Source organism: Nitrobacter sp. (assembly GCF_051535215.1).
GTDB lineage: Bacteria > Pseudomonadota > Alphaproteobacteria > Rhizobiales > Xanthobacteraceae > Nitrobacter.
On record NZ_JBPPLY010000005.1, the window covers coordinates 156,665 to 180,422 of the forward strand.

The window sequence follows — 23,758 nt, forward strand, 5'->3', positions numbered from 1 at the left end:
TTCCGGTCGGTCGGGACTGAATTTGATCTGTTACCTTATTACCATGACGCGATGAGCGGCCCAATACGCCGATTTTGCAGCGATCAATGCCGCCTGCCATGGGCTTTCCAAGTCGCCGGTAACCGTTTCGTCATCGCGCCCGATGCAGGCGCGGGAATAAATCTGCATGTTCCCCGATCAGGTCTGCATGCCCAACGACGGGCGTGGGAGATTTCTGATGAGCCATGACCACCATCACGACAGCGACGGTGTCAGCCGCCGCAAGGTGCTCGAATGCATGACATGGGCCGGCACGGGCGTGCTCTGGACCCTTGCCGGCGGCGTGCCGCGATCGCTCGGCATTGTCGGATCGGCGCAAGCCGCCGAAGCATCCGCATCCGCCCTCACCTTCCTGCAGATCAGCGACAGCCATGTCGGCTTCGACAAGGCCGCCAACCCGCACGCGCTCGCAACGCTCGAAGAGGCGATCGGCAAGATCAAGACGCTGCCGGCGAAGCCGTCCTTCATGATCCACACCGGCGATATCACCCACCTGTCGAAAGCCTCCGAATTCGACGATGCCGAGCGCATCATCTCGCAGTCGCGGCTCGACGTGCACTACGTGCCGGGCGAACATGACTTCATCGACGAGGAAATTAAACTATATCGCGAGCGGTATGGCCGCGGCACCAAGGGCGCGGGCTGGTACTCGTTCGACGCCAACGGCGTGCACTTCATCGGCCTCGTCAACGTCGTCGATCTTAAGGCCGGCGGCCTCGGCAACCTCGGCGCGGAGCAACTGGCGTGGCTCGCGGACGACCTGACAGGCCGCTCGACTTCGCAGCCGATCGTGGTGTTCGCGCATATTCCGCTGTGGAGCGTCTATCCGACCTGGGGCTGGGGCACCGACGATGGCGCGCGGGCGCTCGATCTGCTCAAGAGCTTCGGCTCGGTGACCGTGTTGAACGGCCACATCCATCAGGTGATGCAGAAGGTCGAAGGCAACGTCACCTTCCATACCGCGCGCTCGACCGCCTTCCCGCAGCCCGCGCCGGGCACCGCGCCCTCGCCCGGGCCGATGAAGGTCGCCGACGACAAGCTGCGCAGCCTGCTCGGTACCGCCAGCATCATCTTCAAACCCGGCGAGGAGCGCCTCGCCATCATCGATACGCCGCTGCAAGGCTGAGGATCGTATGATGTCCCTGAACTTGCGCACAATCGCCGTCCGACTTGCAGCGGCCGCCGCGCTTGCAATGCAAATGTCCGCTGCCCATTGCGAAGAGGCGTCGGTGACGATCGACAACTTCACTTTCGAACCGGCGCAACTGACGGTGAAGGCCGGCACGACCGTGACGTGGACCAACCGTGACGACATCCCGCATACGGTCGTTTCGGCCGGTCAATTCCGCTCCAAGGCGCTGGATACCGACGACAAATACTCGTTCACCTTCACCAGCGCCGGCGATTACAAATATTTTTGCTCGCTGCACCCGCATATGGTGGGAATGATCAAGGTTGAGTAACGGCCAAAAGCGAGGCATCACCTTGGGGCTCAGGCAGCGTCCCGCTGCCGGAGCCCACCCGGCTGCGAACACCACGATGCTGTTTGGCTCACCCGGAGACGATCAGACAAAAGCGCAGCGCTTTCGCGACGCGGCCCTGCCCTATCTCGACGACGTCTACACTGTCGCGCGCTATCTCCTGCGTGATCCCGCCGACGCCGAGGACGCCGTGCAGGAATGCTATCTGCGCGCGTTGAAGCATTTCGACACTTACCACGGTCCGGCGATGAAGCCGTGGCTGCTCGCGATCCTGCGCAATGTCTGCCATGCCGAATTTGCCCGCCGCGCCAGGTCGGCCGCAACGACCATCGATGACCTGCCCGAAAGCGCCGAGACCACCGCCCCGCTGTGGCAGGAGACCCAGGACACGCCGGAAACGCAGGCGCTGCAAAAACGCGACGCGAACTCAATCCGGCGGATGATCGCAGCGCTGCCAGAACCGTTCCACGAGACGTTCGTCCTGCGCGAAATCCAGAATCTGTCCTATCGCGAGATCGCCGAGATTGTCGATGCGCCGGTCGGCACCGTCATGTCACGGCTCGCGCGGGCGCGCGCCATGCTGCGGTCGGCATGGCTCGCGGAAGAGGAGCAATCCAGATGACCTGCGATGAAGCAGACATCCTTCTCCACGCGCTGATCGACGGCGAACTCGACGCTGGTCACGCGCGTCAGGTCGAAACCCATATCGCCACCTGCGCGCGCTGCACAGCCGCGCTCAAGACTTATCGCGAGATGAATGCTGCCATTGCTGCGGCGGATATGCGCTTCACCGCGCCTGCGCACCTGCGCCAGCGGATCGAGGCGGCAATCCCGCAGGCGCGCGGCACCAGCCGCCGCTCGCTGCTCGCGGGCTTCGCCATGGGCTCCGCCGTCTCCGCGATGGCTGCGACCGGCATCGTCGCGATCGTGCTGCGCACCGACGACGAGCAGCGCATCGCCTCCGAGATCGTCTCGGCGCATCTGCGATCGCTGCAGGCAGGGCATCTGACCGACGTGCTCTCGACCGACCAGCACACGGTCAAGCCGTGGTTCAACGGGCGGCTCGACGTATCGCCGCCGGTGATCGACCTGACGGCACTCGGCTTCACGCTGATCGGTGGACGGCTCGACTATATCGATGGGCGAGCGATCGGCGCGGTCGTCTACAAGCGGCGCGCGCACGTCATCAATCTGTTCGTCGCGCAGACGCCGAATGCTGGACACAGCGCGGCGCGCACCGAGGATGTGCAGGGCTTCAACATCCGCCGCTGGCGCGACCACGGTCTGAACTTCTGGGCGGTGAGCGATCTCAACGCCGACGAGCTTGCCGAATTCAGCGACAAGCTCGAGAAGGCGATGCAGACGAACGGGAACGGTTAAAGCATGATCCCGACTGAAGGCCGCGCCGGCGAAAAGCGGAAGCGGCTTTCAAAGAGTCATGCTCAATCAAAAGGGTAACGCTCAAGTCTGATTCACCCAGTTGCATCAGACTCCAAGCATCAGGCCGACTTGCGGACGGCGTTGTCCATCAGCGTCTTGCCGAGCGACCAGATCGCGCCGGGAACCTGATGGCTTGCGGCGATGACGCTGTCGAACGAGGTCTCGATCCACTTGCAGTCTTCCTCGTTGATGATGAGCGGCGGCAGCAGCTTGATGGTATGGCTGCCGTGACCGGAGACCTGGGTGAGGATCTTATGATCCTTGAACAGCGGCACGGTGATGAGCTGACAGAACAGGCCCTTGTTGGCTGTCTCCAGCAGATTCCAGGATGCGCGCAACCGCAGTGATTTCGGCGGCCCGAACTCGATGCCGATCATCAGGCCCTTGCCGCGCACCTCCTTGAGAAGTTCGTAACCCGGCACCATGCGCTCCAGCGCCTGGCGCAATTCCTCGCCGCGCCTCGCCGCGTTCTCGATCAGCTTCTCGGCCTTCAGCACTTCAAGGGTCGCGATGCCGGCCGCCATCGCGAGATCGTTCTTGGCGAAGGTCGAGCCGTGAACCACGGCGCGATCCATGCGGTTGAATATCTTGTCGAAGATATGCTTGCGGGTCAGCACCGCGCCGACCGGCACATGACCGCCGGACAGGGCTTTGGCCAGCAGCACCATGTCGGGCTCGACGTTCCAGTGCTCGACGGCGAGAAAACGTCCGGTCCGGCCGATGCCGGTCTGAACTTCATCCGCCACGAACAGCGTGCCGTATTTCCGACACAGCGCGGCCGCTCCCGGCAGGAACTCGTCGCTCGGTATATTGACGCCCTTGCCCTGGATCGGTTCGACGATGAAGGCTGCGACCCGCCGCGACGACAGCGCCTGCTCCAGCGCGGCCAGATCGTTGAAGGGAATGACGCCACAGTCCGGAAGCAGAGGGTCGAACCCGCCACGGAAATTCTTGTCGTCAGTCAGGGACAGCGCGCCGTAGGTCAGCCCGTGATAAGCGTGATCGCAGTAAACGATGCCGGTCCGCCCGGTAGCGACACGCGCGAACTTGATCGCGGCCTCGACGCTTTCCGCCCCCGAATTCGCAAAAAACACCTTGTCGAGATAGGGAACATGCGCGAGCAGCCGCTCGGCCAGAATGCCGGCCAGCGTCGAGACATCCATCTGCACGAGATTCGGCAGATCGCTGTCGAGGACGCTTTTGAGGGCATCCCGCAGCACGGGATGGTTCCGCCCAATCGCAAAAACGCCAAATCCGCTGAGTAGGTCAAGATAACGGGCGCCCTCGCGATCGACCAGATATTGACCGTGACCGCTCTGGAAACCGACATCGTAGCCGATGGTCTTCAGAACTCTGACGAGCTGTTCATTGAGGTGGCGGACATGCATCGCGCTGCGCTGCGCCTGCCGTTCCACAAACATCTCGGAAACGTCTAGATTTGGATATAGCATCCGCTACATACTTCGGTTGATGGCGGTTTCGTCAACTGAAAAGCATGAATATGACAATTTGCTTTGTCACTGATCCCCAGCCCTTCTACTTAGGCACAGGCTTGAAGATATGTTTCAGCGTCCAGGACATACCATGCGTACTTTAAATAATTGCAGGATTCTCGCCACTACCTCTCTCGTCGCAGCGGCGCTGGTGACGGCGGGATTCGGGACAGCCGGAGCGGCCGATCCGACCGGCGACTGGCGCGTTGCCGACGGCGTCGCCAATATTCGCGTTGCCGAATGCAATGGCGCGATGTGGGGAGTCGTCTCCTGGGAGAAGCAGCCCGGCGGCGTCGATCAGAACAATCCGGACGCCTCGAAGAGGAGCCGCCCGACGCTCGGAATGCCAATTCTTCTGGAAATGAAAAAGAAGAAACCGGAGAAGGAGGAGTGGGACGGTCAGGTCTATAATGCCAAGGACGGCAAAACCTATGAGTCCTCGATCAAACTGACATCGCCGGATCAACTCGAGATCGAAGGCTGCGTGCTCGGTATCCTGTGCGGCGGCGAGACATGGACCCGCGTGGCGGGTCCGATTCCCAGCAGTCCGTCCAACAATCCTGCTACCAGCCCTGCCCACCCTACCGCCAAAGGCGCACCGAAACCGGGCACGGCACCGAAAGCAGGCATGGCAAAGACCAACGCGCCGAAGGCACAGGCCAGGACCACCGGTCAGAAGACAGCCACCGCCACGACCCCGGATGACCCCGTGGGCGATATCTGTCTACTTCCCGACATTGCGGGGGCGGCCCATGAGGGCGGGCTGAAATAGCAGCACGGCTGCAAGCGTCGTGACGAGCGACAAAGCCAGCAGCTTGCCCATGCTCGCCGTGCCGGGATGGCTCGACAGCCACAGGCTGCCGAACGCGGTCGCGGTGGTCAGCGCGCTGAAGAAGATTGCCCGCGTCAGGCTCGATTGCAGCAGATTCGTCCTGCCGGAACGCCAGGCGGTGACGTAGTATATCTTGAACGCCACGCCGACGCCGAGCAGCAGCGGCAGCGCGACGATGTTGGCGAAGTTGAGCGGAAGCCCGATCAGGACGCAGATCTCCAGCGTCACCGCCCCCGCGACCAGCAAGGGGACCAGCGTCAGCAACACGTCAGTGATTCGGCGCAGCGCCAGCCAAAGCAGGATGCTGATCGAGGCCAGGGCCCACAGCCCCGCCTCGATAAATGCCTTCACGATGGTGTCTCCCGATTTGAGAATCGATACCGGTCCGCCGATCGCGGTGGGCTCGGCGGCGAGCACGGCACTGGCAAACTTGCGCAGCGTATCATTGTTGTCCGGATCGCCGCGCGGCAACGCTTCGACACGCATGACGCCGTCGCTCTTCCAGAGCTTCACGAAATCCGGCGGCAGGGATTTCAGGCTGATCGGTTCAGCCTTCAATGAACTGCGGATCTGCTCGAACATCAGCTTGAGCGGTTCGACGAACATGGCCTGAACTTTTTCGCGCGTCGCCTCGTTCGACTCGGCCAACCGGGTCAGATCGTCGGCCAGTCGCTTCGCGGCCGTAGCGCCCGGCCCCTGATTGCCGCCAGCGGCCTTGCGCAGGCTGTCGGCGGCCTCCTTCAGCGCACTGACATTCTCCCCGTCGGAGGGTGGCGGGTCGATCGAATCCGGATTGAGCGCGGGACCGAGAACCTTAGCGCCCTGCGCGATCAGCTTGAGTTTCTCCGGCTGGTCGGCGGGAACAAAGCTGTCGAGCCCCCTGGTGCGTGCGACTTCCGGCACCTTGGCGAGCCGGGCCTCGACCTGCTTTGCTTCCTGCTCGGACTTGACCATCACGTTGATGGCGTTCGCGCCGGTCTCCGGATCTTTCCGCAAATCCAGATACGTCGCGATCGATTCGACTTTCGTGCTCCTCAGGTGGATCGGATTGAAATCGAACCGCAGGAAGTAGAGCGCGGGTGATCCGAGAATCACGACGGCCAGCGTACTGACGATGATCGCCACGCGATACTTTTCGAGGAAATGATCGAGCGGCGCCAGAAACGCGTAGCCGACCGGATCTTTCTCGCCAGGCGGATTCAGAAGACGCAGCAACGCCGGAAGCACGGTGATGCTTGCAAAAAAGGCGACCAGCATGCCGACGCCGGCGATCTTGCCGAGTTCCGAAACGCCTTTGTAATCGGTCGGCAGAAACGACAGGAAGCCCGCCGCCGTGGCCATGGCCGCCAGCGACAGCGGCACCGCCGAACGCTTCGCCGCGATCAGCAACGCCGCTTCCAGATCGTCGGTCTTGAAGCGTTCGGAGCGATAGCGGACGCTGTACTGGATTCCGAAATCGACGCCCAGTCCGACGAACAGGACGGCGAACGCGATCGACAGAAGATTGAGCGACGTCACCATCATGAGACCGACCGCCGTCGTGATGGCGAGCCCGATGAACAGCGTCACGAACACCGCGAAGATGATCTTCGGCGAGCGCAGCGCCAGCCAGAGAATCAACAGCACCACCAGCACCGTGCCGATGCCGTTGACGACCGCGCCCTCCTGCACGGTGGCGAATTCCTCGTTGGCGATCGGAACCGGTCCGGTCAGGCGGACACGGGCGCCGAACTTGCCGGCGATATCCAGATCGGTGGCGGCTTGGCGGATCGCGTCGGTGGCGTCCTTGCCGGGTTCCAGCGCGTTGAAATCGAGGTACGGCTTGACCTGAATCAGCACGCGGCGATCGGAATCGGTCAGCGGCTTGTCGCTGGCGAGTTCACGCCAGGAAAAAAAGCCATTCCCCTTGGTCAGGACGTCCTCGATGCTCTGGGCGATCTGCGAGAACGGCCGCGCCGTGCTGTCCAGCGCGAACTGCCCCCGTTTCAGGCCCACGAGCGCTGTTTCGAGCGCCCCCGTCAGCCCGCGCAAACTCGGATCGCCGGCCATGATCTCGACAAGCGGTGCGGCCTCGCTGAATTGACCGGTGATCTGCCTGACCTCGTCGGTCGGCAGGAAAAGCAGGCCGTTTCGTTCAAAAAACGGACCGCCCCCGAGTTGCTGAACGGCTTCGAAATGATTGTGGTCGCCGGCGAGCTTCGCCGTCAGCAGGGTGCCGGCCGCTCCCGCAAACTCGGCTGTCGGAGCCTCCACGACCGCAAGGATCAGCCTTTCCTGGTCAAACGCTTTCTCGAAAGCGATGTCGCGCTGCCGCCAATCCAGGTTGGGAGAGATCAACCTATTGATATCAGTATTGATTTCAAAATTTCTTGCGGTATATAAGACTGCTCCGGCCGCCAGCACGATCGCGACCAACGCAGTAACCAGGGCAAATCGTGTGCAAGCCTTAACGATTGAAACAACTATACCTGTCAGCACGTTCTTTCTTTCTGCTACCGCAATACGTAAAAGACACCGAATTCCGGTCCGATTCTTCCGCCTGATCTAGTGGTTTTGTACCCTGTTGTCTTCAGAAGCTTGGACAAATGGCCACGGTTTTGATTGGGGATGATTGCCGGATGATTCGGCTTGAAGTCGGTCGCCTTGATATAAGGCCGACGGATAGATGACAAAGTGACGAACAGGTGAGGCTTCAAAGCCGATGCTGTATCATAATACCGGGATACGCTTTCCGGCATGGATTCAGCGACCGAACGTCCGCCTAGAGGCTTTTTTGCCCGGATTCATGGCCCTGTAAGTCATAGCGAGTTCCCGGGACGCGCCCCTTAGATTAAACACCTGTGACTTTTCTTGAAGACAAGTGTGATTTTAAGACGAAAACGTTCGGACTATATGGAGCTAGGTATAATGCGTAAGGTGCAAATTGACTGACGTTCGCCCAATTGAAATTCTTCTGGCGCAACCGCGGGGATTCTGCGCGGGGGTGGTGCGCGCGATCGAGATCGTAGAGCGCGCGCTGGAAAAGTACGGAGCGCCGGTATACGTCCGCCACGAGATCGTTCACAACAAGTACGTCGTCGAAGGCCTCAAGAACAAAGGTGCGATCTTCGTCGAGGATCTGTCCGAGGTTCCGCCGAAAGCCGTCACCGTGTTCAGCGCTCACGGCGTCGCGCGCAGCGTGGAAGAAGAGGCTGCCACGCGCGGTTTGCCGGTGCTCAATGCCACCTGCCCGCTGGTCAGCAAGGTCCACAACCAGGGCAAACGCTACGTATCGAAGGGACGGACCCTGATTTTGATCGGCCACGCCGGCCATCCCGAGGTCGAGGGAACCATGGGACAGGTTTCCGGTCCAGTTTTGCTGGTTCAGGACGTCGATGATGTTGCGGCCCTGACGTTGCCCGCCGACACCCCGGTCGCCTATATCACCCAGACGACGCTCAGCGTCGACGATACCAAGGATATCATCCTCGCGCTTCAGCAGCGTTTTACGGATATCCAGGGCCCTGACACGCGGGATATCTGCTATGCAACGCAGAATCGGCAATCCGCGGTCAGAGATCTCAGTAAGCTGGTGGATGTCATCCTGGTTGTCGGAGCAACCAATAGTTCAAATTCTAATCGGCTGCGCGAAATCGGCACCGAAGTCGGAGTTGCAAGTTATCTCATCTCCGACGGAAGCGAACTCAACGCGGAGTGGGTGAAGGACGCGAAAACCGTGGGCATCACCGCTGGCGCCTCCGCGCCGGAAGTGCTTGTCGATGACGTCATCGAGGCCTTGAGGCGCATAGGGCCGGTGGCTGTCTCGGTGCTGCCGGGGCGCGAAGAAAACATCGAATTCCGGCTTCCATCCGAACTCACCTCAGCCTGATCCCTTTCAAATTTCAGACTGGTAACTCCAGAAAGAACACTTGTGATGGCAATACCGTTTTTTAAGGAACTGAAGATCGGCGGTTATCTGATCAAGCAGAAGCTGATGGGCCGCAAGCGCTATCCGCTGGTGCTGATGCTCGAGCCGCTGTTCCGCTGCAATCTCGCCTGCGCCGGATGCGGCAAGATCGATTATCCCGATGCGATTTTGAACCGCCGCATGACCGCCCAGGAATGCTGGGACGCCGCAGAGGAATGCGGCGCGCCGATGGTCGCCATTCCCGGCGGCGAGCCGTTGATCCACAAGGAGATCGGCGAGATCGTGCGCGGACTTGTCGCGCGCAAGAAGTTCGTCTCGCTCTGCACCAACGCGCTGCTTTTGGAGAAGAAGCTCGATCTGTTCGAGCCCTCCCCGTACCTGTTCTTCTCGGTCCATCTCGATGGCCTGAAGGAGCACCACGACAAGTCGGTGTGTCAGGCAGGCGTGTTCGACCGCGCGGTCTCCGCGATCAAGGCGGCCAAGGCGCGCGGCTTCACTGTCAACGTCAACTGCACGGTGTTCGACGGCTATCCTGCCGAGGACATCGCGGCTTTCCTCGACTTCTGCGCGGAACTCGGCGTCGGCGTTTCGATCTCGCCCGGCTACGCCTATGAGCGCGCACCGGATCAGGAGCACTTCCTGAACCGGACCAAGACCAAGAAACTGTTCCGCGATGTGTTCGCACTCGGCAGGGGCAAGAAGTGGAGTTTCATGCACTCCGGCCTGTTCCTCGACTTTCTGGCCGGCAATCAGGAATATCATTGCACGCCATGGGGAATGCCGGCGCGCAATATCTTCGGATGGCAGAAGCCCTGCTACCTGCTCGGCGAGGGCTACACCAAGACCTTCAAGGAACTGATGGACACCACCGACTGGGACTCCTACGGCACCGGCAAGTACGAAAAATGCGCCAACTGCATGGCGCATTGCGGTTACGAGCCGACCGCCGCCACCGCGGCGCTGAACAATCCGCTCAAGACCATGTGGGTGGCGCTGCGCGGCGTCCAAACCACGGGGCCGATGGCGCCGGAAATCGATCTCAGCAAGCAGCGTCCGGCGCAGTACATCTTTGCCGAGCAGGTGCAGAAGAAGCTGTCGGAGATCCGCAAGGATGAAGTCGCGGCCGCCGCCGCAAAACAGGCGGCCAAGGAGCAGAAGGCTTCCACCGCGGCGTGAGCGCCGCGACTTGCGGGGTCGACGCGTCAAAGGCGTCGCGTCACAGGTGCCTAATATGACAATGGCGCTGGAGATCGTCTCTCCGGCGCCATTGTCGTTTTCAGGAACAAAAATGCAGAACTAGAGCCTTTCCACTTCTGACGGAATCAAAAGCTGGGCCCTATGTTTTTGATTTGACGTGCTTTCTTTGCGCAAACAGGCGGGTCAAACCCGAGGACATGCTTCGCTAAAACGCGATAGAGTCTGTTTCAACTGCGTTGAATTAGACTCCTCGCTTATCTTTTTGTTTGAACCTCATTTTTTCCGAAAACGGTTTCCACTTTTCGGGATCATATCTAGAGCCTTTTCCGCTTCTGACGGAGTCAGAAGCGGGCTCTATGATTTTGATTAACACATTTTCTCACGCGAACCGGCCCCACTTCGCTCGAAAACGCTCTAGCGGACGATCAGATATCCGCCGGGACGAGGCTCCCCCCGCCCAGTAGAAAGCCGCGGCAGCCGCGCAACGAGCGCAGCGCCCGATTGAAGTCGATTCCGGTGGACACCAGCGCCCGCAAGGTCAACGGGTTTCGCGCAAGGCCACCGATCACCTTTTTCAGGTCGATGTTTCCGTTCGGCTTGATGGCACTGCGGGCAATCGCCGGTAGCGCTCGCGTTGCCGGGTCGCTGATCACCCGTAAGGCAGCGAAGGGAAGCCCCGCTTTAGTGGCATAGGCGGCCGCGATGTGGCTTTCCATGTCGACAGCAGAGGCGCCCGTCGCGGCATGGAGCGCCGCCTTCCCGGCCTGTCCCACGACGACCTGCTCGACGCCGGCGAGCCCGGCACGCACCACTTTCTGACCGCCAAGGCCGGAGCCATCAATCAGTTCCTCGCTGAGGGCGAGGCCCGCCTGCCAGCGCGAGACACCGTCCACGACGTCGGTTGCGACCACGACATCTCCGGACTCCAGGGACGGATCGAGCCCACCGGCGACGCCGAAGCTGATGACGCCGCGAACCGTGGCCGGATCGAAGCTCGCGAGAAGCGTGCGCAATTGCCGGGGATTGCTACTGCTGCAAATGACAGTCATGCCCGGCCCCGCGGCGATGCGGGCTTCCTGAACCAGACCGGTCACGATCAATACCGGCCGCGGGTCAAAGGTATCACCCGCGGATACGTCGGTCGCCGCCCCCAAATTCACATCCCGACCCCTACCACCTTGCTGTTGGTGCTTCTCAAATTCCGATACCGCGCCAGCGCCCAGAGCGGGAAGAACTTGGAGTAGCCATGGTACCGCAGATAAAACACCCGTGGGAACCCCGTCGCCGTGTAACGCTGCTCGTCCCACAGTCCTTTTTTGGTCTGTGTGGCTATTAGGTACTTGATTCCCCGGGCCACAGCCACATTTTCGACTTCACCCGCGGCCATCAGGGCAAGCAGCGCCCAGGCCGTCTGCGAGGCCGTGGTCGGCGCGGGCTCGAATCCTTTGTAGTCCAGCCGGTAACTGATGGCATCCTCGCCCCAGCCGCCATCGGCGTTCTGAATCGACACCAGCCAGTCCACCGCCTTGCGTATCGCAGGGTCCTTGCGGTCGACGCCGGCGGCGTTGAGCGCACAGAGCACCGACCAGGTGCCGTAGATGTAGTTCAGGCCCCAGCGGCCGTACCAGGAGCCTTCCTTGAGCTGGGTCCGGCGCAGATAGTCGATGCCGGCCGCCATGACCGGACTGTCCTGAACGGTCTCGCCAAGCTGCGCCAGCATCGAGACACATCGGGCGGTGACGTCCTCGGTTGGCGGATCGAGCAGCGCCGCATGGTCCGAGAACGGGATGTTGTTGAGATAGTATTCGAGATTGTCGGCATCGAACGCCGCAAAGCCGCCGTCCCGGCTCTGCATACCCTCGATCCACTCGCGACCGCGCGCGATCGCCTCATTGTATTTGTCGCTCTGGTCGTTGCGCCGCGCCCGGTCCATCGCCATCACCACGACCGCGGTGTCGTCGAGATCGGGATAGTGAGCGTTGGCGTACTGGAACGCCCAGCCGCCAGGCCGGACCTCCGGACGTTTAACAGCCCAGTCACCCCTGAGATCGAGTTCCTGCTTCGGAAGCAGCCAGTCGAGGGCCTTGCCGGCACTGGTCAGCGAATCCGGCCCGCCCGCTTCGAGCAGCGCGTGAGCGGCAAGCGCAGTATCCCAGATCGGCGACACGCAGGGCTGGCAGTAGGCTTCCTCCTCGCCAATCACCAGAAGCTTGTCGATTCCACGCCGCGTTATCGCGCGCGGCGGATGCTCGGGCGGATACCCCAACGCATCATACATCATCACCGTATTGACCATCGGCGGGAAGATCGCGCCGAGGCCGTCCTCGCCGTTGAGGCGCTCCTCGACGAAGGCGATCGCCTTGTCCATCGCCCGCGCCCGGATCCGCTTGGGAAACAGCGGCTCGATCGTCCGCAAGATCCGGTCGATTCCGCTGAACAACGCAAACCAGGCCGGGCTTTGATGGGGAGCACGCTTCGGCGTGCCGACCGTGGCCGGATCCTGAAGAAACAATTCGCGGATGCCGATGCCGCGCGGGTTGCGCGCGCGCGGCTTCAACGCCGCCAGCACCATCAGCGGCACCATGGTGGTGCGCGCCCAGTAGGATATCTTGTTGAGATGGAACGGCGACCACATCGGCAGCAGCATGATCTCGACCGGGAGAACCGGAACGCTGCGCCATGTCAGCACTTCGAAGAACGAAAGCAGGAAACGGGTGAAGACGTTTACATTGGCCGCGCCGCCGCGTGACAGGATTGCCTCCCTTGCACGCGCCATGTGCGGCGCATCGACGGAATCGCCGATCATCTTCAGCGCGAAGTAGGCTTTCACGCTGGCGCTCATGTCGAACGGTCCGTCATGCACCAGCGGCCAGCCGCCGTGCCTGCCCTGGATGCGGCGGAGGTAGACCGCGATCCTGGCTTCCAGCGCCGCATCGACCGGCTCGCCGAGATAGTGCCGCAGCAGGACGTATTCGGACGGGATGGTGGCGTCGGCCTCCAGCTCGAACACAAAGTGACCGTCCGACTGTTTGAGGTTCAGAAGACCCCGCGTGGCGGCGCCGATGCTGCTCCCGAGAGCGGCCTCGTCGATCGGCGCGGCTGTGGCGTTCACGGAGCTCATGGCGGCTGACGTCTCAGATTCCATGGTTTTTAAGAACGTGATCGGCGGCGCGGTTTCCGGAGCGGACCGATCCCTCGATGGTGGCGGGCAACCCCGTATCAGTCCAATCACCGGCAAGAAACAGGTTTTTCCACTCCGTCAGCACCCCCGGCCGCAGGGCATTCTGCTCCGGCGAAGCCTCGAACGTGGCGCGACGCTCGCGCACGATCTGCCAGGCGGGCATCCCGGCATCGATTCCGGCGACCGCGCAGATGTCCTTCCAGATCGCTCGCGCCAGGTCCTCGCGCGGCATATCCACCAGCCGGTCGCCGCCGCTGATGGTGATGGAGAGGCGATCCGGAAACGCGAACAACCATTCGATCAGCCCATTCACGACCCCGATCATCGGCGGAAGGTGCGGCGGCGGAACGAAGCGGAAGTGCGCGTTGACGATGGCGCGGAATTTCGTCGGCACGCTCACGCCGGGCAGCAGCGCGGCCGCAGACCGAGGCGGCACCGCCATGACGACGGCATCGTCAGGACCGAGCGCAATTGTCTGGTCGCCAAGCGCGATCGCCGTGACCCGCTCGTCCGCCATGGTGAACTGCCGCACTTCATGGCCGATATCGACGCTGCCGCCTTTGGCGCGAATGTAATCCACCGCCGGCTCGATCAGCACCCGGCTCAACCCGTCGCGCGCGATCAGCGGGCGGCACGCCTGACCGCCCGCCAGCAAGGTTCCGCGAATGATCGCACCAGCAAGGCCGGCCGCTCCGTCGGGCGGATCGATATTGAGCGCCGCGAGCAGGAGCGGAAGCACCAGCCGCTTGTAAAGCACGCCTTCGCACTTGATGACGTCGCCCACCCGCGTGCGGGCATTGGCCCAGATCAGCGGCGCGAGCCCGACGTAATCGGCAGGCGAAGTGTCAGGCACTCTGCGGTCGGAATCGAAAATCCAGAACGGGACCCGCCCGTCGTTGATCTGCAGCTTCCAGCGCTTATTGGCGCCCAGATCGATAAACTCGAATTCAGCCTTCGGTGGCCCCTGCAGGCCGGCCTCGGTGCCGATCCGGCGCGCATAGGCCAGCACGCTCTGATTGCCGGACAGAACCAGATGGTTGCCGTTATCGATCGTGAGATTGGTCGCGCCGTCGAAATAGGAGCGGCACCGCCCGCCGACCTGTTGCGTTGCCTCGTGAACGCGAACCAGACAGCCGGCGTCGGCCAGACGCACGGCGGCGGAAAGACCGGAAATGCCGGCGCCGACGATGTGAACGGTTCTTTGCATTAGATCAACGCGTACCGGAGAACGATGGCGATCTTCGCCGCCTGGCTCAGGTGAACCGGCGAGCGCGGGAGCTGAAAACCGCGATGCTCCAGTAATTCCAGAATAGCGTGATAATATCTCGACATAATGCGGGGCGCGCGCACGGCCCGGCGCGGGTTGCGATTCATGATCTCGTCCGCTTCGACGAAATGCGCCTGCGCCCGCGCCACCAGCGGCGCACAGACCTCCGGCAGCGCCGGATGCGAAATCACGGCGGCCGGATCGGAACTGTCGATGCCGACGCGGAGCAGACCCTCGCGCGGCAAGTACAGCCGTCCAAGCGCCGCATCTTCATCGACATCGCGCAGGATATTGGTCAGTTGCAGCGCGCGACCGAGATGATGTCCGAGCAGGATGCCGTCCTGTTCGGGCAATCCGAACACGCGGACCGACAGCCGGCCGACCGCACTGGCGACCCGATCGCAATACAGGTCGAGCGTGGCCTCGTCGGGCGCCCGGATATCCGCGAGCACATCCATTTCCATGCCGTCGATGACAGCAAGAAAATCCTCGCGTCGCAGCCCGAACTCGCTGACGGAGGTCGCGTAGTCGCGCAACCGCTCCGGCACCGGTCCCCGATAGAGTGCGTCGATGTCGTCGCGCCATTGCTGGAGTGCGGCCAGCCGTTCCGGCCGTGGGCTGTCGGAATCGGCGATGTCGTCGACATAACGGCAGAACGTGTAGATCTGGAACATCGCCTCACGTTGCGCGCGCGGCAGGATGCGCATCGCTGCGTAGAACGAACTGCTGGCCGCAGTCGCCCCCGAACTTGCGTCGGCTGCCGTTTCGATCGTCATGCGCCGGCCGCCGGGGTCGACATCGGCCGCCGCATCGAGCGCCGAAGCATCTCCGCGGTGATGCCGGCGACGCTGTAGCCGAGCAGTTGCAGCGGCTTCAGGTGAACGGTCTCGCTCAAGGGGTCACGCACTTTCAGCAGCGCGACGATCCTGTCGGCGAACATCTGGATCACGCCGACTTCAAGCCCGAGCCGGATGTCCCTGATTTCCGCCGCGAGCGGCCGACCCTCATGAAGCAGCGCTTCGGTCCGCGCGGCCAAGGCGTGCAGGCATTGCAAAAGCGCAGGCGTTGCCTTGTCGCCGCCGAGCATCTCCACCGAGGCCCCGGATGCGGCGAGCGCATCGCGCGGCAGATAGACGCGGTTGAGATTCCGGTAGTCCTTGGCGCAGTCCTGAAGATGGTTGTTGATCTGCAGGCCGGCGCACAGCGCATCGGAAGCGGCCCAGGTCGACGTGCTCTCCCCGTGGACATCGAGCATGAACCGTCCGACCGGCATCGCTGAATAACGGCAATAGTCGATCACGTCATCCCAGGTCTCGTAGCGCAGCTTTGTGACGTCCATCCGGAACGCCTTCAGCACATCGATCGCGTGCCGCGGCGGCATCGATCGTTGCGCCAGCGCATTTCGAAGATTGACGGCTTCCGGCTGGGTGTCCCCCTGCCCCAGGAGTTCGCTCTCGAACAGATCGAGCCAGGCGAGTTTGTCCTTTTCGCCGAGTTCGGCGTGATCGGCAATGTCGTCCGCGGTCCGCACGAAATTGTAGAAAGCGAGAATCAACGCGCGGTGGCGCGGGTGAATGATCCACGACGCGACCGGAAAATTCTCGTCGCGGTGGGTCTTTCCGGATCGCAGTTGGTTCGCGGTAGGCATCGGGGATCGGCTACGCTGATCTGGATCGCAATTGGGTCTCCCGCCAATTCCCGAATGCCGGACAGGCGGGATTGCTCGCGCACCCCATATAGGGGAAACCGCGAGCTAAACCAATGCTATCTTTCGCCTTTTAGCCAATACCCGCCTGCTGCCAGAACGACAAACCGCCGGCGGCCGGATAACGGGTTTGGCTGCTTCCCGCAGCGATCTTATTGGCCGTGGTTCAGCAGGACCTGGTTGCACGCCTTGGTCAACTTCACACGATTCTCCTGCAGACAGGCCAGGATGGTGAAATCGCCCTGATCCATCACCTTGCGGCAGAAACGGCTCACGTCCCGAGAGCAAGCGCGCTGTTCCGCTTCGGTCCCGCTATGCGGTTGTCCTTGGACCTGCGCCATCGTTCCGGTCGAACCGAATGCCAAAAGCAGAGCGAATGACAGAAAAATTTTAGACATCGTATTCCTTCATTACAACGGCGGAGAATTCGATCCCGGATACGCCCGGCGTATCCGGATGGCTGGTCCTTCAAACGGCGGAGAGCGACTGCGTCGCCGGCCCGTATCGATACCCATACCTGACAAGACCGCAAGAGCGCATGCGGCTGCTTCATTTATCGGCTGCGCATACACAGACCACACCAACATGTTCGCATTTCAAAAGCACGGTGAAATGCGGCTAAATTTGTAGCGGCCGCGCGTTGCGTTAGGCCGCTTCACAGTTTTTCAGATAACTATATCTAACACGCTGAAATATATCGACTAAAGTACAACACGCGAATCGCCGCATAATTTGTGCGGCGAATCCGCCACGATGCCTGTTCTGTCCAGGTGCACCTCTACTCAGTTCTTGCGAGGATTCATATCTGGGGAATATTGACCGCGCGGCAGCCCCTTGCAGATACCCGAGAGAACATCAGCTATGTTATCGGAGTTGAACCCTTGCACGCCAAGACAACACTAAGAGCTTGGTGCAGCACGAGACTTCATCGCCTGAGCACCTTTTTTGGAAACCCGCTATGAAACTGTTTGCCTCCAGGCTGATCCGGAAGTCAACGATTGCAGCCGGCCTTATCGCCGGCCTCACGCTATCCGCCTCGCCGAGTTTCGCCCAGACCACTCCATTTGCCGGCTTCGCAGGGAACTGGTCGGGCAAAGGCATGGTGACGCTATCTGACGGATCGAAAGAAAATATTCGCTGCAGGGCGTCCTACAGGGTGAACGTCACAGGCATGGCGCTGAAACAGAACCTGCGTTGCGCCAGCGACAGCTACCAGTTCGATCTTTCCAGCGACGTGGTCAGCGAAGGCTCCCAGCTTACCGGCACCTGGAGCGAAGCCAGCCGCAATCTCTTCGGCTCCGTGCGCGGCCACGCCAGCGGCGGTGAGATTGAGGTGTTTGTCGAAGCAGCGGGCTTTGCCGCTAACCTGACGGTGCGCACCCGCGGCAACAAGCAATCGGTCTCGATCGCCTCGAAGGGCGAAGTCAGGAACGTGTCCATCACCATGACGCGTGGCTGACGCGAGGCGAAAGAGTAGAGGCGGAGCGAGAAGCCTCGCAAACGGGCGCCGTCGGTGGCCTGTCTGCGGTTGCCGATGTGGTTGCCTGATCCCGCTTATTTCGCCGGCTTCGCCTGACGCCGACGTAACCTCTCCGCAAAGGTGATCAGCCACATCGCCGTCGGCCGCAGGATCAGGAAGTCCGCGACCAGGGCGGCAACCATGGCGAAGGCGCTGAGCCAGCCGAACAGGCGCAACGACGGCAGATCCGAGAACACCGTCACCACGAGGCCACACGCCAGTACCACGGTGGTCAGGATCAGCGCGGGTCCCATCAGCACCGTCGCGCGCTCAACCGCCTCCCCCGCGCTGACGCCCGGCTTGCTCTCGGATCGCAGGCGATTGAGGAAGTGAATGGTCGCACTGAGCCCGAGACCGAATGAAACCGTGAGCGCCACCACGCTCGCGAACTGCAGCCCCTCCCCGAGCGCCCACAGCACCGTGCCGGACAGCACGACCGGGAAGATCCCCGGCAGGATGCAGGCGAACATGACGACCACCGATCGGAACGCGAGCCCGATGAACACCGCGACCAGCGCGAACTCGATCGTCAGACCGTGGTTGAGCTTCTCGATCATGCTTGCGCTGTTGCGCGCGGCGATGGCAGACAGGCCGGTGACCGCGATTTCATAACCGGGATGCGCGTGTCTGACCGCGTCCATGGCGTGGTCGAGTTTGTCCACCACCGGCAAAATCTGACTCGAATCGCGATCGGGCACGCGACCGGACACCACAACCGCCCTTTGATCTTCGGAGATAAAGCGGCGCACCAGATGCTTGGGAAGGACGTTGACATATTCCTTGAGCGTCGCCACGTCGTCGGTGTGGGCTTTCTCAGCAAGCCAGCGGCGCAAGGTCTCCAGCGACCAGACGTTGCCGACACCGGCCTGCTCCTCGACCAGCTTGTGAACCTCGGCGATGGTGGCAAGCGTCTGCGGCGAATACAGCGTTTCGCCCTTGGGAAATTCGATCAGGACGTCGATCGGATTGGCGCCGGTGAGTTTCGCGTCAAGGCGGCCGCTTGCCGCCACCGCCTGCTGCTTGTCCGGAACCTGATCCGCGAGCCGATAACGCGGCTCCAGATTGGCGTAGACCACTGCCAGCCCGCCGACCACCAGCAGGGCAAGCAGGCTGAAGAAGCCTGGATGTCCCACCATCCGCACCGCGATCCAGGCGCAAAAGCGGCGCAGCGCCTGCACGCCTGCATCCCCGGTTTTGAACTTTTCCGAGAAGCGCTGCTCGTTGCGCACCAGAAGAACGCCGAACACCGGCACCAGCAACAGCACGGCGAGCAGCGCAATGATCGTCGCCAGCAAACCGGCCTCCCCGAAACTGCGGATCAGGTCCGAATTCGAGAACTGCAGCGCGATAAAGGAAATTCCCGCGGTCGCATGGGTGAGCACGCAGGCCGGGCCGACCACGAGGACCGCATTGCGGAACGCGGAATACTTGTCTTCGCCGGCAATCAGGCGGTCCCGCGCCGCGAACGTCAACTGCATCGAATCGGAGAAACTGATGACCATGATAAGCGGCGTCATCACGTTGAGAAACATGTTGAGGCTGAAATTGGCCCAGCCAAGCACGCCCAGCGCCAGCAGGATCGCAAGCAGCGGCGGAAACGCCGCGACGACCATGAAGGATACCTTGCGGAAAAACACGATGGCTATCAGACAACCCGCCAGAATGCCGGCGACGTTGTAGATGATCCCGTCGCGTTCCACGGCGTTGCGGATCTCAAGCTGCATGACCGGCACGCCGGAAAGCTCTTTGGTGAGCCCGGTATCGGCGAGATCATCGTTCATGACCTTGCGGATCTGGCCGATCGTCGTTTTCAGCTGGTTGTCGCCGACGATGGACGGCTGCAGCGACAGCACCACCAGTGCGAGCGTACCGTCCTCTGACAACAGCTTGCCGCGAATGATCTCATTGGACTTCACGGTCTCGATGAATTTGTCGTAGTCAGCGCCTTGCGGCAATTCGGACGGAAACAGCGCCGCCGGCAGCTTGCCGGGTTCAGGAGCCTGACGCGCCGAGAACAACGAGATCAGACCGCGCACGCCGTCCACCAGTTGCAGGTCGGTGACCATATCCCGCAGCTTTTCAAGGTTGTCGCGCTGGAGCAGCGTCTTGCCCTCGACCACCACAAGCACGTCGAACTCTGTCGACGGGAAGCGCTTGGTCACTTCCTCGTACTGACGAAATTCCCGGGTGTCGGAGCGGAACAACTGGCTGAGCGAATCGTCGATCTTGATTCGGTGGATTCCGAACAAGGCGCCGACGACCAAAGCCAGCAGGATGATGCAGGACAGACTCGGCGCTCGTACCGCGATCAGGCCGATCCGTTCGAGTCCGAAAGCGATGCTGGACGAGCGGCCGGTCGGAGCAACCGTATCGGCAGCATCCGGATTTCGCTCAAGCATGCGCTGTCCCCGTCATGGCATTATGGTCTAGTGGAGTGAATGTGACATTTGGAGCGAACCCGAAATCCGCTGGGCTATTCGCTTTAACCGTTGACCGCACGCATAAATTTCCGGCGCAAGGTTTAGCGGTTTCCCGGGTGGACTACAAGCAACGGCAGTCGCCGCATTTACCCTCCCGCCGCCTGCATCCTATCCGGCCGACCGCCGTGATTCCCGTCTATTCCGCAGGAACGGAGGCTTCCTGCAACTTCAGCGAATAATAGGAGGCGTTGGTCTTACCGCGCGAGGCGGAGCGCGCGAACACGATGAGGTGATGGGCGACCAGGATCGAGCTGATGAGATACTCGATCTCGCCACGCGCCAGCCGGCGCAGCGCGAATTTCCAGAATACGCGCTTGTAGTCGCCGCGTACACCGACCTTCCAGAAGATATGGCGCAACATGGTCAGGCCGAGCCTGATATTGCGCCACGACCTCTGCTGAGGCGTGCGCGGTTGAATCCGCTTCGGATAGGTTTCGCGGATCTGGTACTCGTAGCGTTCCAGAACTTTCTCGGGTCGATAGGCACGGCCCATGCAGTCGCGCCACATTCCCACGACGTAGTCGTAGGGCAGACGGAAATCGACGTTGGAATCGCGGTTCTCGTCCTCGATCAGCCGATTTTCGCGCTCGAGGCGATCCCATAGCGGCGTCTTCGGCAGCGCCTGCAGGAGATTGATCGTCAGAAGCGGAATCTGCGACTGATCGATAAAGTCGAGCAGATGCCGCCCGGTCTCGGGCTTGTCGGTGTCGAGCCCGAGGATAATTCCCGACACCACCTCCATGCCGTAATCGTTCAGCGTCCTGATCGCTTCCATGATGGGAACCATCATGTTGTGATCCTTGTGCATCGCCTTCAGCGCCACCGGATCCGGTGTCTCGATTCCACAGAAGATGGTCGCGAAGAACGCCTCCCGCATTTGCGACAGGATTTCCGGGCGCTTGGCGATATTGAGCGTCGCTTCGCAGGAGAAGCGCAGGACATAACCGGTTTTCTTTTGCCACGCGATCAGGTGCGGCAAAAGGTCCAGCGCAGCCTTGCGATTGCCGATGAAATTGTCGTCGACGAAATAGACCGAGCCGCTGATGCCGCACTCCAGCAGCTTGTCGAGCTCGCGGGTGATCTGTTCGGGAGTTTTGAGACGCGGATTGCGGCCGTAAAGACCCGGAATGTCGCAGAACTCGCACTGATAAGGGCAACCGCTGGAATACTGGATGCTGCCCAGGAAATAATGTTTGATATCGGCCAGCTCGTAGGCGGGGATCGGAAACTTGTCCATGGCCAGCCGATCGGCGGTCTTGAGCACGACCTGGCAGTCCGGCCGCGATGGATCGCGCGCCAGACGTCGGATCAGTTCGTCGGTGGCGTCACCGAGTTCGCCGACGTGAAGGTAGTCGAAGGACGGGTAATAGTCGGGACAGGCACTGACCGAGGGGCCGCCGAGCGCGACAGGCAGATCAAAGGCGTGAGCGCGGTGGCAGATATCGTTCATCTGCTGGCGCTGGATGTGCATGCCGCTGACGAGCACGGCTTCGGCCCATTCGAAATCCTCGTCAGTGGCTGCGCGAATGTTCTCGTCGATGAAGCGGACTTTCCAGTCGGCGGGCAGATAGGCTGCGATCAGCAGAAGTCCCTGCGGCGGCATGAAGGCCTGTACGCCTGCGGTCAGGGGATAGGCATGCTCGAACGTGCCGAACGACGACGTATAGCGGGGAAAGACGCAAAGAATGCGCCGAATGCCGTGTTGACCGATGCCCCTCATCGCGCCTCCCCGTTGTGCAAATGTGGGAACTCTTACTAACCTTCGACGCTTGCAATGGTTCCTGATGCCGAGACCGCGTCTTCTGCTGTTGCCCGGTCACGGGGATCTACAGAACTTGCGAAGGGTTCTAAGTACGAACAACGGGTTCGATACTCGCCGCGATTTCGAAAATCCGGCGATCCGAGCCGCCGGCCGCAGCCAACATCAAGCCCACCGGCGCCTCGCCCTCGCGATGACAGGGAAGCGAGATCGCGCAGCCGTCGACAGTGTTGATCAGCGCGCAGTTGCGCAGCGACAGCATGTTGGCTCTCGTGTAGACCGCATCGCTCGCAAGATCGGCGATCACCGGCGGCGTCATCGCCACCGTGGGCGCGACCAGCGCATCATACGGCGCGACGCGGCGTTCGAAGCCTGTCATGATCACGCGGCGCATGGCGAGCAGATCGACATAATCGGCGGCGCTGAGGCTTTCGCCGCGCCGGATGCGGCTGATGACACGGGGATCGTAGAGGTCCGCCTTTTTCGCGATCAGCGCGCGGTGCCAGGCCCAGCTTTCCGCCGCCGAAAATCCGCCGCCCACGTTCAGCGATGCGATATCGGCGAATTCGGGAACGGCCATGCGGTCGATTAAGACGCCAGCGCCGGCCAGCCGATCCAGCGCGCGCTCAAAGGCGCGCGCGACCGCGCTGTCCAGGTCGTCCAGCATCACCGTCGTCGGCACCACGAGCCGCAGCCCCTTTGCCGGACGCGGCGCAACCGGCACAATCGCTTCGTTCGCCAGCACCGCGTCCATAACCGCGCAGCAGCCGACCGAGCGCGCGATCGGCCCGTAGCTGTCCAGCGTGACCGACAACGGCACGCCGCCGTCGAGCGGTATGCGGCGCGCGGTCGGCTTGTAGCCCACGATGCCGCAATAGGCCGCCGGAATCCGGCATGAGCCGCCGGTGTCGGTACCGAGTGCGCCATGCGCCATGCCGTCCGTGACCGAGACCGCCGCGCCCGACGACGATCCGCCGGGCACGTGGCCGACGTCGCGCCGCCAGGGATTTTTCGGTGTGCCATAATGCGGATTGATGCCGAGTCCCGAATAGGCGAATTCGGTCATGTTGGTGCGCCCGATCACCACGAATCCGGCGCGGCGCAGGCGCGCCACGACCGCGGCATCGTTCGCTGCCGGAGGCCTATCGTCGAGCGCGCGGGAGCCGGCGCGCGACACCTGTCCCTTGATGTCGAACAGGTCCTTGATCGAAACCGGAATGCCGGCGAACGGAGACGGCGCGGCGTTGATCTCGCGCAATCTGTCCATGGCCTCGGCGGCGGCCATCGCGCCCTCCGCATCGACATGGATGAACACCCGTGCGCCCTCGCCCGCTTTGTCGGCGATTTTCGCAAGGCACTCGTCGACGAGCTTGCGCGCCGAGGTGCGACCCGCCGCGAGGTCGGCGGCCAGCGTGGCCAGGGTCGGGTGATCGGGCATGGCGAACCTCGCGAGACGAA

At 61.9% G+C, this 23,758-nt stretch carries 19 protein-coding genes; 8 read left to right on the forward strand and 11 right to left on the reverse strand.

The features are described 5' to 3' along the window. Window positions 1-217: 217 nt before the first annotated feature. The 4 genes from ACS3WB_RS08040 to ACS3WB_RS08055 all read left to right on the forward strand — a co-directional run bounded on the left by ACS3WB_RS08040 (window position 218) and on the right by ACS3WB_RS08055 (window position 2,900). Window positions 218-1,165 carry a metallophosphoesterase family protein gene (locus tag ACS3WB_RS08040; RefSeq protein ID WP_438275038.1) on the forward strand — a complete coding sequence of 316 codons (948 nt, stop codon included), beginning with the start codon at window positions 218-220 and terminating at the stop codon, window positions 1,163-1,165. 7 nt (window positions 1,166-1,172) lie between these two features. After that, on the forward strand, window positions 1,173-1,502 hold the full coding sequence (locus tag ACS3WB_RS08045; RefSeq protein ID WP_438275039.1) for a cupredoxin domain-containing protein: 330 nt from the start codon (window positions 1,173-1,175) through the stop codon (window positions 1,500-1,502). A 76-nt stretch (window positions 1,503-1,578) separates the two neighbouring features. Next, window positions 1,579-2,142 (forward strand): sigma-70 family RNA polymerase sigma factor, encoded by a 564-nt coding sequence (locus ACS3WB_RS08050; RefSeq protein WP_438275081.1) that lies wholly within the window; start codon window positions 1,579-1,581, stop codon window positions 2,140-2,142. Next, window positions 2,139-2,900 (forward strand): anti-sigma factor family protein, encoded by a 762-nt coding sequence (locus ACS3WB_RS08055; RefSeq protein ID WP_438275040.1) that lies wholly within the window; start codon window positions 2,139-2,141, stop codon window positions 2,898-2,900. Before ACS3WB_RS08050 ends, ACS3WB_RS08055 begins: the two co-directional genes overlap by 4 nt. Before the next feature lie 119 nt (window positions 2,901-3,019). Here ACS3WB_RS08055 and hpnO read toward each other — a convergent pair whose 3' ends face one another. Then, on the reverse strand, window positions 3,020-4,411 hold the full coding sequence (gene hpnO / locus ACS3WB_RS08060) for an aminobacteriohopanetriol synthase HpnO (protein WP_438275041.1): 1,392 nt from the start codon (window positions 4,409-4,411) through the stop codon (window positions 3,020-3,022). 133 nt (window positions 4,412-4,544) lie between these two features. Between hpnO and ACS3WB_RS08065 the strand changes: the two genes are divergently transcribed. Then, window positions 4,545-5,225, forward strand: a complete 681-nt coding sequence (locus ACS3WB_RS08065; protein WP_438275042.1) for a DUF2147 domain-containing protein — start codon at window positions 4,545-4,547, stop codon at window positions 5,223-5,225. Here ACS3WB_RS08065 and ACS3WB_RS08070 read toward each other — a convergent pair. Further along, the gene (locus ACS3WB_RS08070; RefSeq protein WP_438275043.1) at window positions 5,178-7,763 is read right to left on the reverse strand and encodes an MMPL family transporter; all 2,586 of its coding nucleotides are present in this window, start codon (window positions 7,761-7,763) and stop codon (window positions 5,178-5,180) included. The two genes, ACS3WB_RS08065 and ACS3WB_RS08070, sit on opposite strands and share 48 nt — an antisense overlap. 463 nt (window positions 7,764-8,226) lie before the next feature. Between ACS3WB_RS08070 and ispH the strand changes: the two genes are divergently transcribed. Both ispH and hpnH read left to right on the forward strand, forming a co-directional pair. Continuing rightward, a complete protein-coding gene (gene ispH, locus ACS3WB_RS08075; RefSeq protein ID WP_438275082.1) occupies window positions 8,227-9,153 on the forward strand; it encodes a 4-hydroxy-3-methylbut-2-enyl diphosphate reductase in 927 nt (308 codons plus the stop codon). Window positions 9,154-9,198: 45 nt separating this feature from the next. Beyond that, the gene (gene hpnH, locus ACS3WB_RS08080; protein ID WP_438275044.1) at window positions 9,199-10,368 is read left to right on the forward strand and encodes an adenosyl-hopene transferase HpnH; all 1,170 of its coding nucleotides are present in this window, start codon (window positions 9,199-9,201) and stop codon (window positions 10,366-10,368) included. Window positions 10,369-10,814: 446 nt separating this feature from the next. Here the strand turns inward: hpnH and ACS3WB_RS08085 are convergent, their stop codons facing one another. From ACS3WB_RS08085 to ACS3WB_RS08110, 6 genes are all read right to left on the reverse strand, one after another. Next, a complete protein-coding gene (locus ACS3WB_RS08085; protein WP_438275045.1) occupies window positions 10,815-11,549 on the reverse strand; it encodes a phosphorylase in 735 nt (244 codons plus the stop codon). Continuing rightward, window positions 11,546-13,510 (reverse strand): squalene--hopene cyclase, encoded by a 1,965-nt coding sequence (gene shc / locus ACS3WB_RS08090; protein ID WP_438275046.1) that lies wholly within the window; start codon window positions 13,508-13,510, stop codon window positions 11,546-11,548. The genes ACS3WB_RS08085 and shc overlap by 4 nt, the downstream gene beginning before the upstream one ends. A gap of 13 nt (window positions 13,511-13,523) precedes the next feature. Continuing rightward, window positions 13,524-14,777, reverse strand: a complete 1,254-nt coding sequence (gene hpnE, locus ACS3WB_RS08095; protein WP_438275047.1) for a hydroxysqualene dehydroxylase HpnE — start codon at window positions 14,775-14,777, stop codon at window positions 13,524-13,526. Continuing rightward, window positions 14,777-15,613 (reverse strand): presqualene diphosphate synthase HpnD, encoded by an 837-nt coding sequence (hpnD, locus tag ACS3WB_RS08100; protein ID WP_438275048.1) that lies wholly within the window; start codon window positions 15,611-15,613, stop codon window positions 14,777-14,779. Before hpnD ends, hpnE begins: the two co-directional genes overlap by 1 nt. Further along, the gene (gene hpnC, locus ACS3WB_RS08105) at window positions 15,610-16,485 is read right to left on the reverse strand and encodes a squalene synthase HpnC (protein WP_438275049.1); all 876 of its coding nucleotides are present in this window, start codon (window positions 16,483-16,485) and stop codon (window positions 15,610-15,612) included. Before hpnC ends, hpnD begins: the two co-directional genes overlap by 4 nt. Window positions 16,486-16,694: 209 nt before the next feature. Further along, on the reverse strand, window positions 16,695-16,940 hold the full coding sequence (locus ACS3WB_RS08110) for a cysteine rich repeat-containing protein (RefSeq protein WP_438275050.1): 246 nt from the start codon (window positions 16,938-16,940) through the stop codon (window positions 16,695-16,697). Window positions 16,941-17,500: 560 nt separating this feature from the next. Here ACS3WB_RS08110 and ACS3WB_RS08115 point away from each other — a divergent pair. Next, window positions 17,501-18,001 (forward strand): hypothetical protein, encoded by a 501-nt coding sequence (locus tag ACS3WB_RS08115; RefSeq protein ID WP_438275051.1) that lies wholly within the window; start codon window positions 17,501-17,503, stop codon window positions 17,999-18,001. Between the two features lie 95 nt (window positions 18,002-18,096). Here ACS3WB_RS08115 and ACS3WB_RS08120 read toward each other — a convergent pair whose 3' ends face one another. The 3 genes from ACS3WB_RS08120 to ACS3WB_RS08130 all read right to left on the reverse strand — a co-directional run bounded on the left by ACS3WB_RS08120 (window position 18,097) and on the right by ACS3WB_RS08130 (window position 23,738). Beyond that, on the reverse strand, window positions 18,097-20,460 hold the full coding sequence (locus ACS3WB_RS08120; protein WP_438275052.1) for an efflux RND transporter permease subunit: 2,364 nt from the start codon (window positions 20,458-20,460) through the stop codon (window positions 18,097-18,099). 217 nt (window positions 20,461-20,677) lie between these two features. Further along, window positions 20,678-22,261, reverse strand: coding sequence for a B12-binding domain-containing radical SAM protein (locus tag ACS3WB_RS08125; protein WP_438275053.1), 1,584 nt, complete (start codon window positions 22,259-22,261; stop codon window positions 20,678-20,680). A gap of 127 nt (window positions 22,262-22,388) precedes the next feature. Next, window positions 22,389-23,738 carry an amidase gene (locus ACS3WB_RS08130; protein WP_438275054.1) on the reverse strand — a complete coding sequence of 450 codons (1,350 nt, stop codon included), beginning with the start codon at window positions 23,736-23,738 and terminating at the stop codon, window positions 22,389-22,391. Window positions 23,739-23,758 lie beyond the last annotated feature (20 nt).

Coding starts and splice junctions, on each gene's coding strand:
- hpnE (WP_438275047.1), bottom strand. CDS start 14,777: ATGCAAAGAACCGTTCACATCGTCGGCGCCGGCATTTCCGGTCTTTCC.
- ACS3WB_RS08045 (WP_438275039.1), top strand. CDS start 1,173: ATGATGTCCCTGAACTTGCGCACAATCGCCGTCCGACTTGCAGCGGCC.
- ACS3WB_RS08115 (WP_438275051.1), top strand. CDS start 17,501: ATGAAACTGTTTGCCTCCAGGCTGATCCGGAAGTCAACGATTGCAGCC.
- hpnH (WP_438275044.1), top strand. CDS start 9,199: ATGGCAATACCGTTTTTTAAGGAACTGAAGATCGGCGGTTATCTGATC.
- shc (WP_438275046.1), bottom strand. CDS start 13,510: ATGAGCTCCGTGAACGCCACAGCCGCGCCGATCGACGAGGCCGCTCTC.
- ACS3WB_RS08110 (WP_438275050.1), bottom strand. CDS start 16,940: ATGTCTAAAATTTTTCTGTCATTCGCTCTGCTTTTGGCATTCGGTTCG.
- hpnD (WP_438275048.1), bottom strand. CDS start 15,613: ATGACGATCGAAACGGCAGCCGACGCAAGTTCGGGGGCGACTGCGGCC.
- hpnO (WP_438275041.1), bottom strand. CDS start 4,411: ATGCTATATCCAAATCTAGACGTTTCCGAGATGTTTGTGGAACGGCAG.
- ACS3WB_RS08130 (WP_438275054.1), bottom strand. CDS start 23,738: ATGCCCGATCACCCGACCCTGGCCACGCTGGCCGCCGACCTCGCGGCG.
- hpnC (WP_438275049.1), bottom strand. CDS start 16,485: ATGCCTACCGCGAACCAACTGCGATCCGGAAAGACCCACCGCGACGAG.
- ACS3WB_RS08125 (WP_438275053.1), bottom strand. CDS start 22,261: ATGAGGGGCATCGGTCAACACGGCATTCGGCGCATTCTTTGCGTCTTT.
- ACS3WB_RS08055 (WP_438275040.1), top strand. CDS start 2,139: ATGACCTGCGATGAAGCAGACATCCTTCTCCACGCGCTGATCGACGGC.
- ACS3WB_RS08065 (WP_438275042.1), top strand. CDS start 4,545: ATGCGTACTTTAAATAATTGCAGGATTCTCGCCACTACCTCTCTCGTC.
- ACS3WB_RS08120 (WP_438275052.1), bottom strand. CDS start 20,460: ATGCTTGAGCGAAATCCGGATGCTGCCGATACGGTTGCTCCGACCGGC.
- ACS3WB_RS08040 (WP_438275038.1), top strand. CDS start 218: ATGAGCCATGACCACCATCACGACAGCGACGGTGTCAGCCGCCGCAAG.
- ACS3WB_RS08050 (WP_438275081.1), top strand. CDS start 1,579: ATGCTGTTTGGCTCACCCGGAGACGATCAGACAAAAGCGCAGCGCTTT.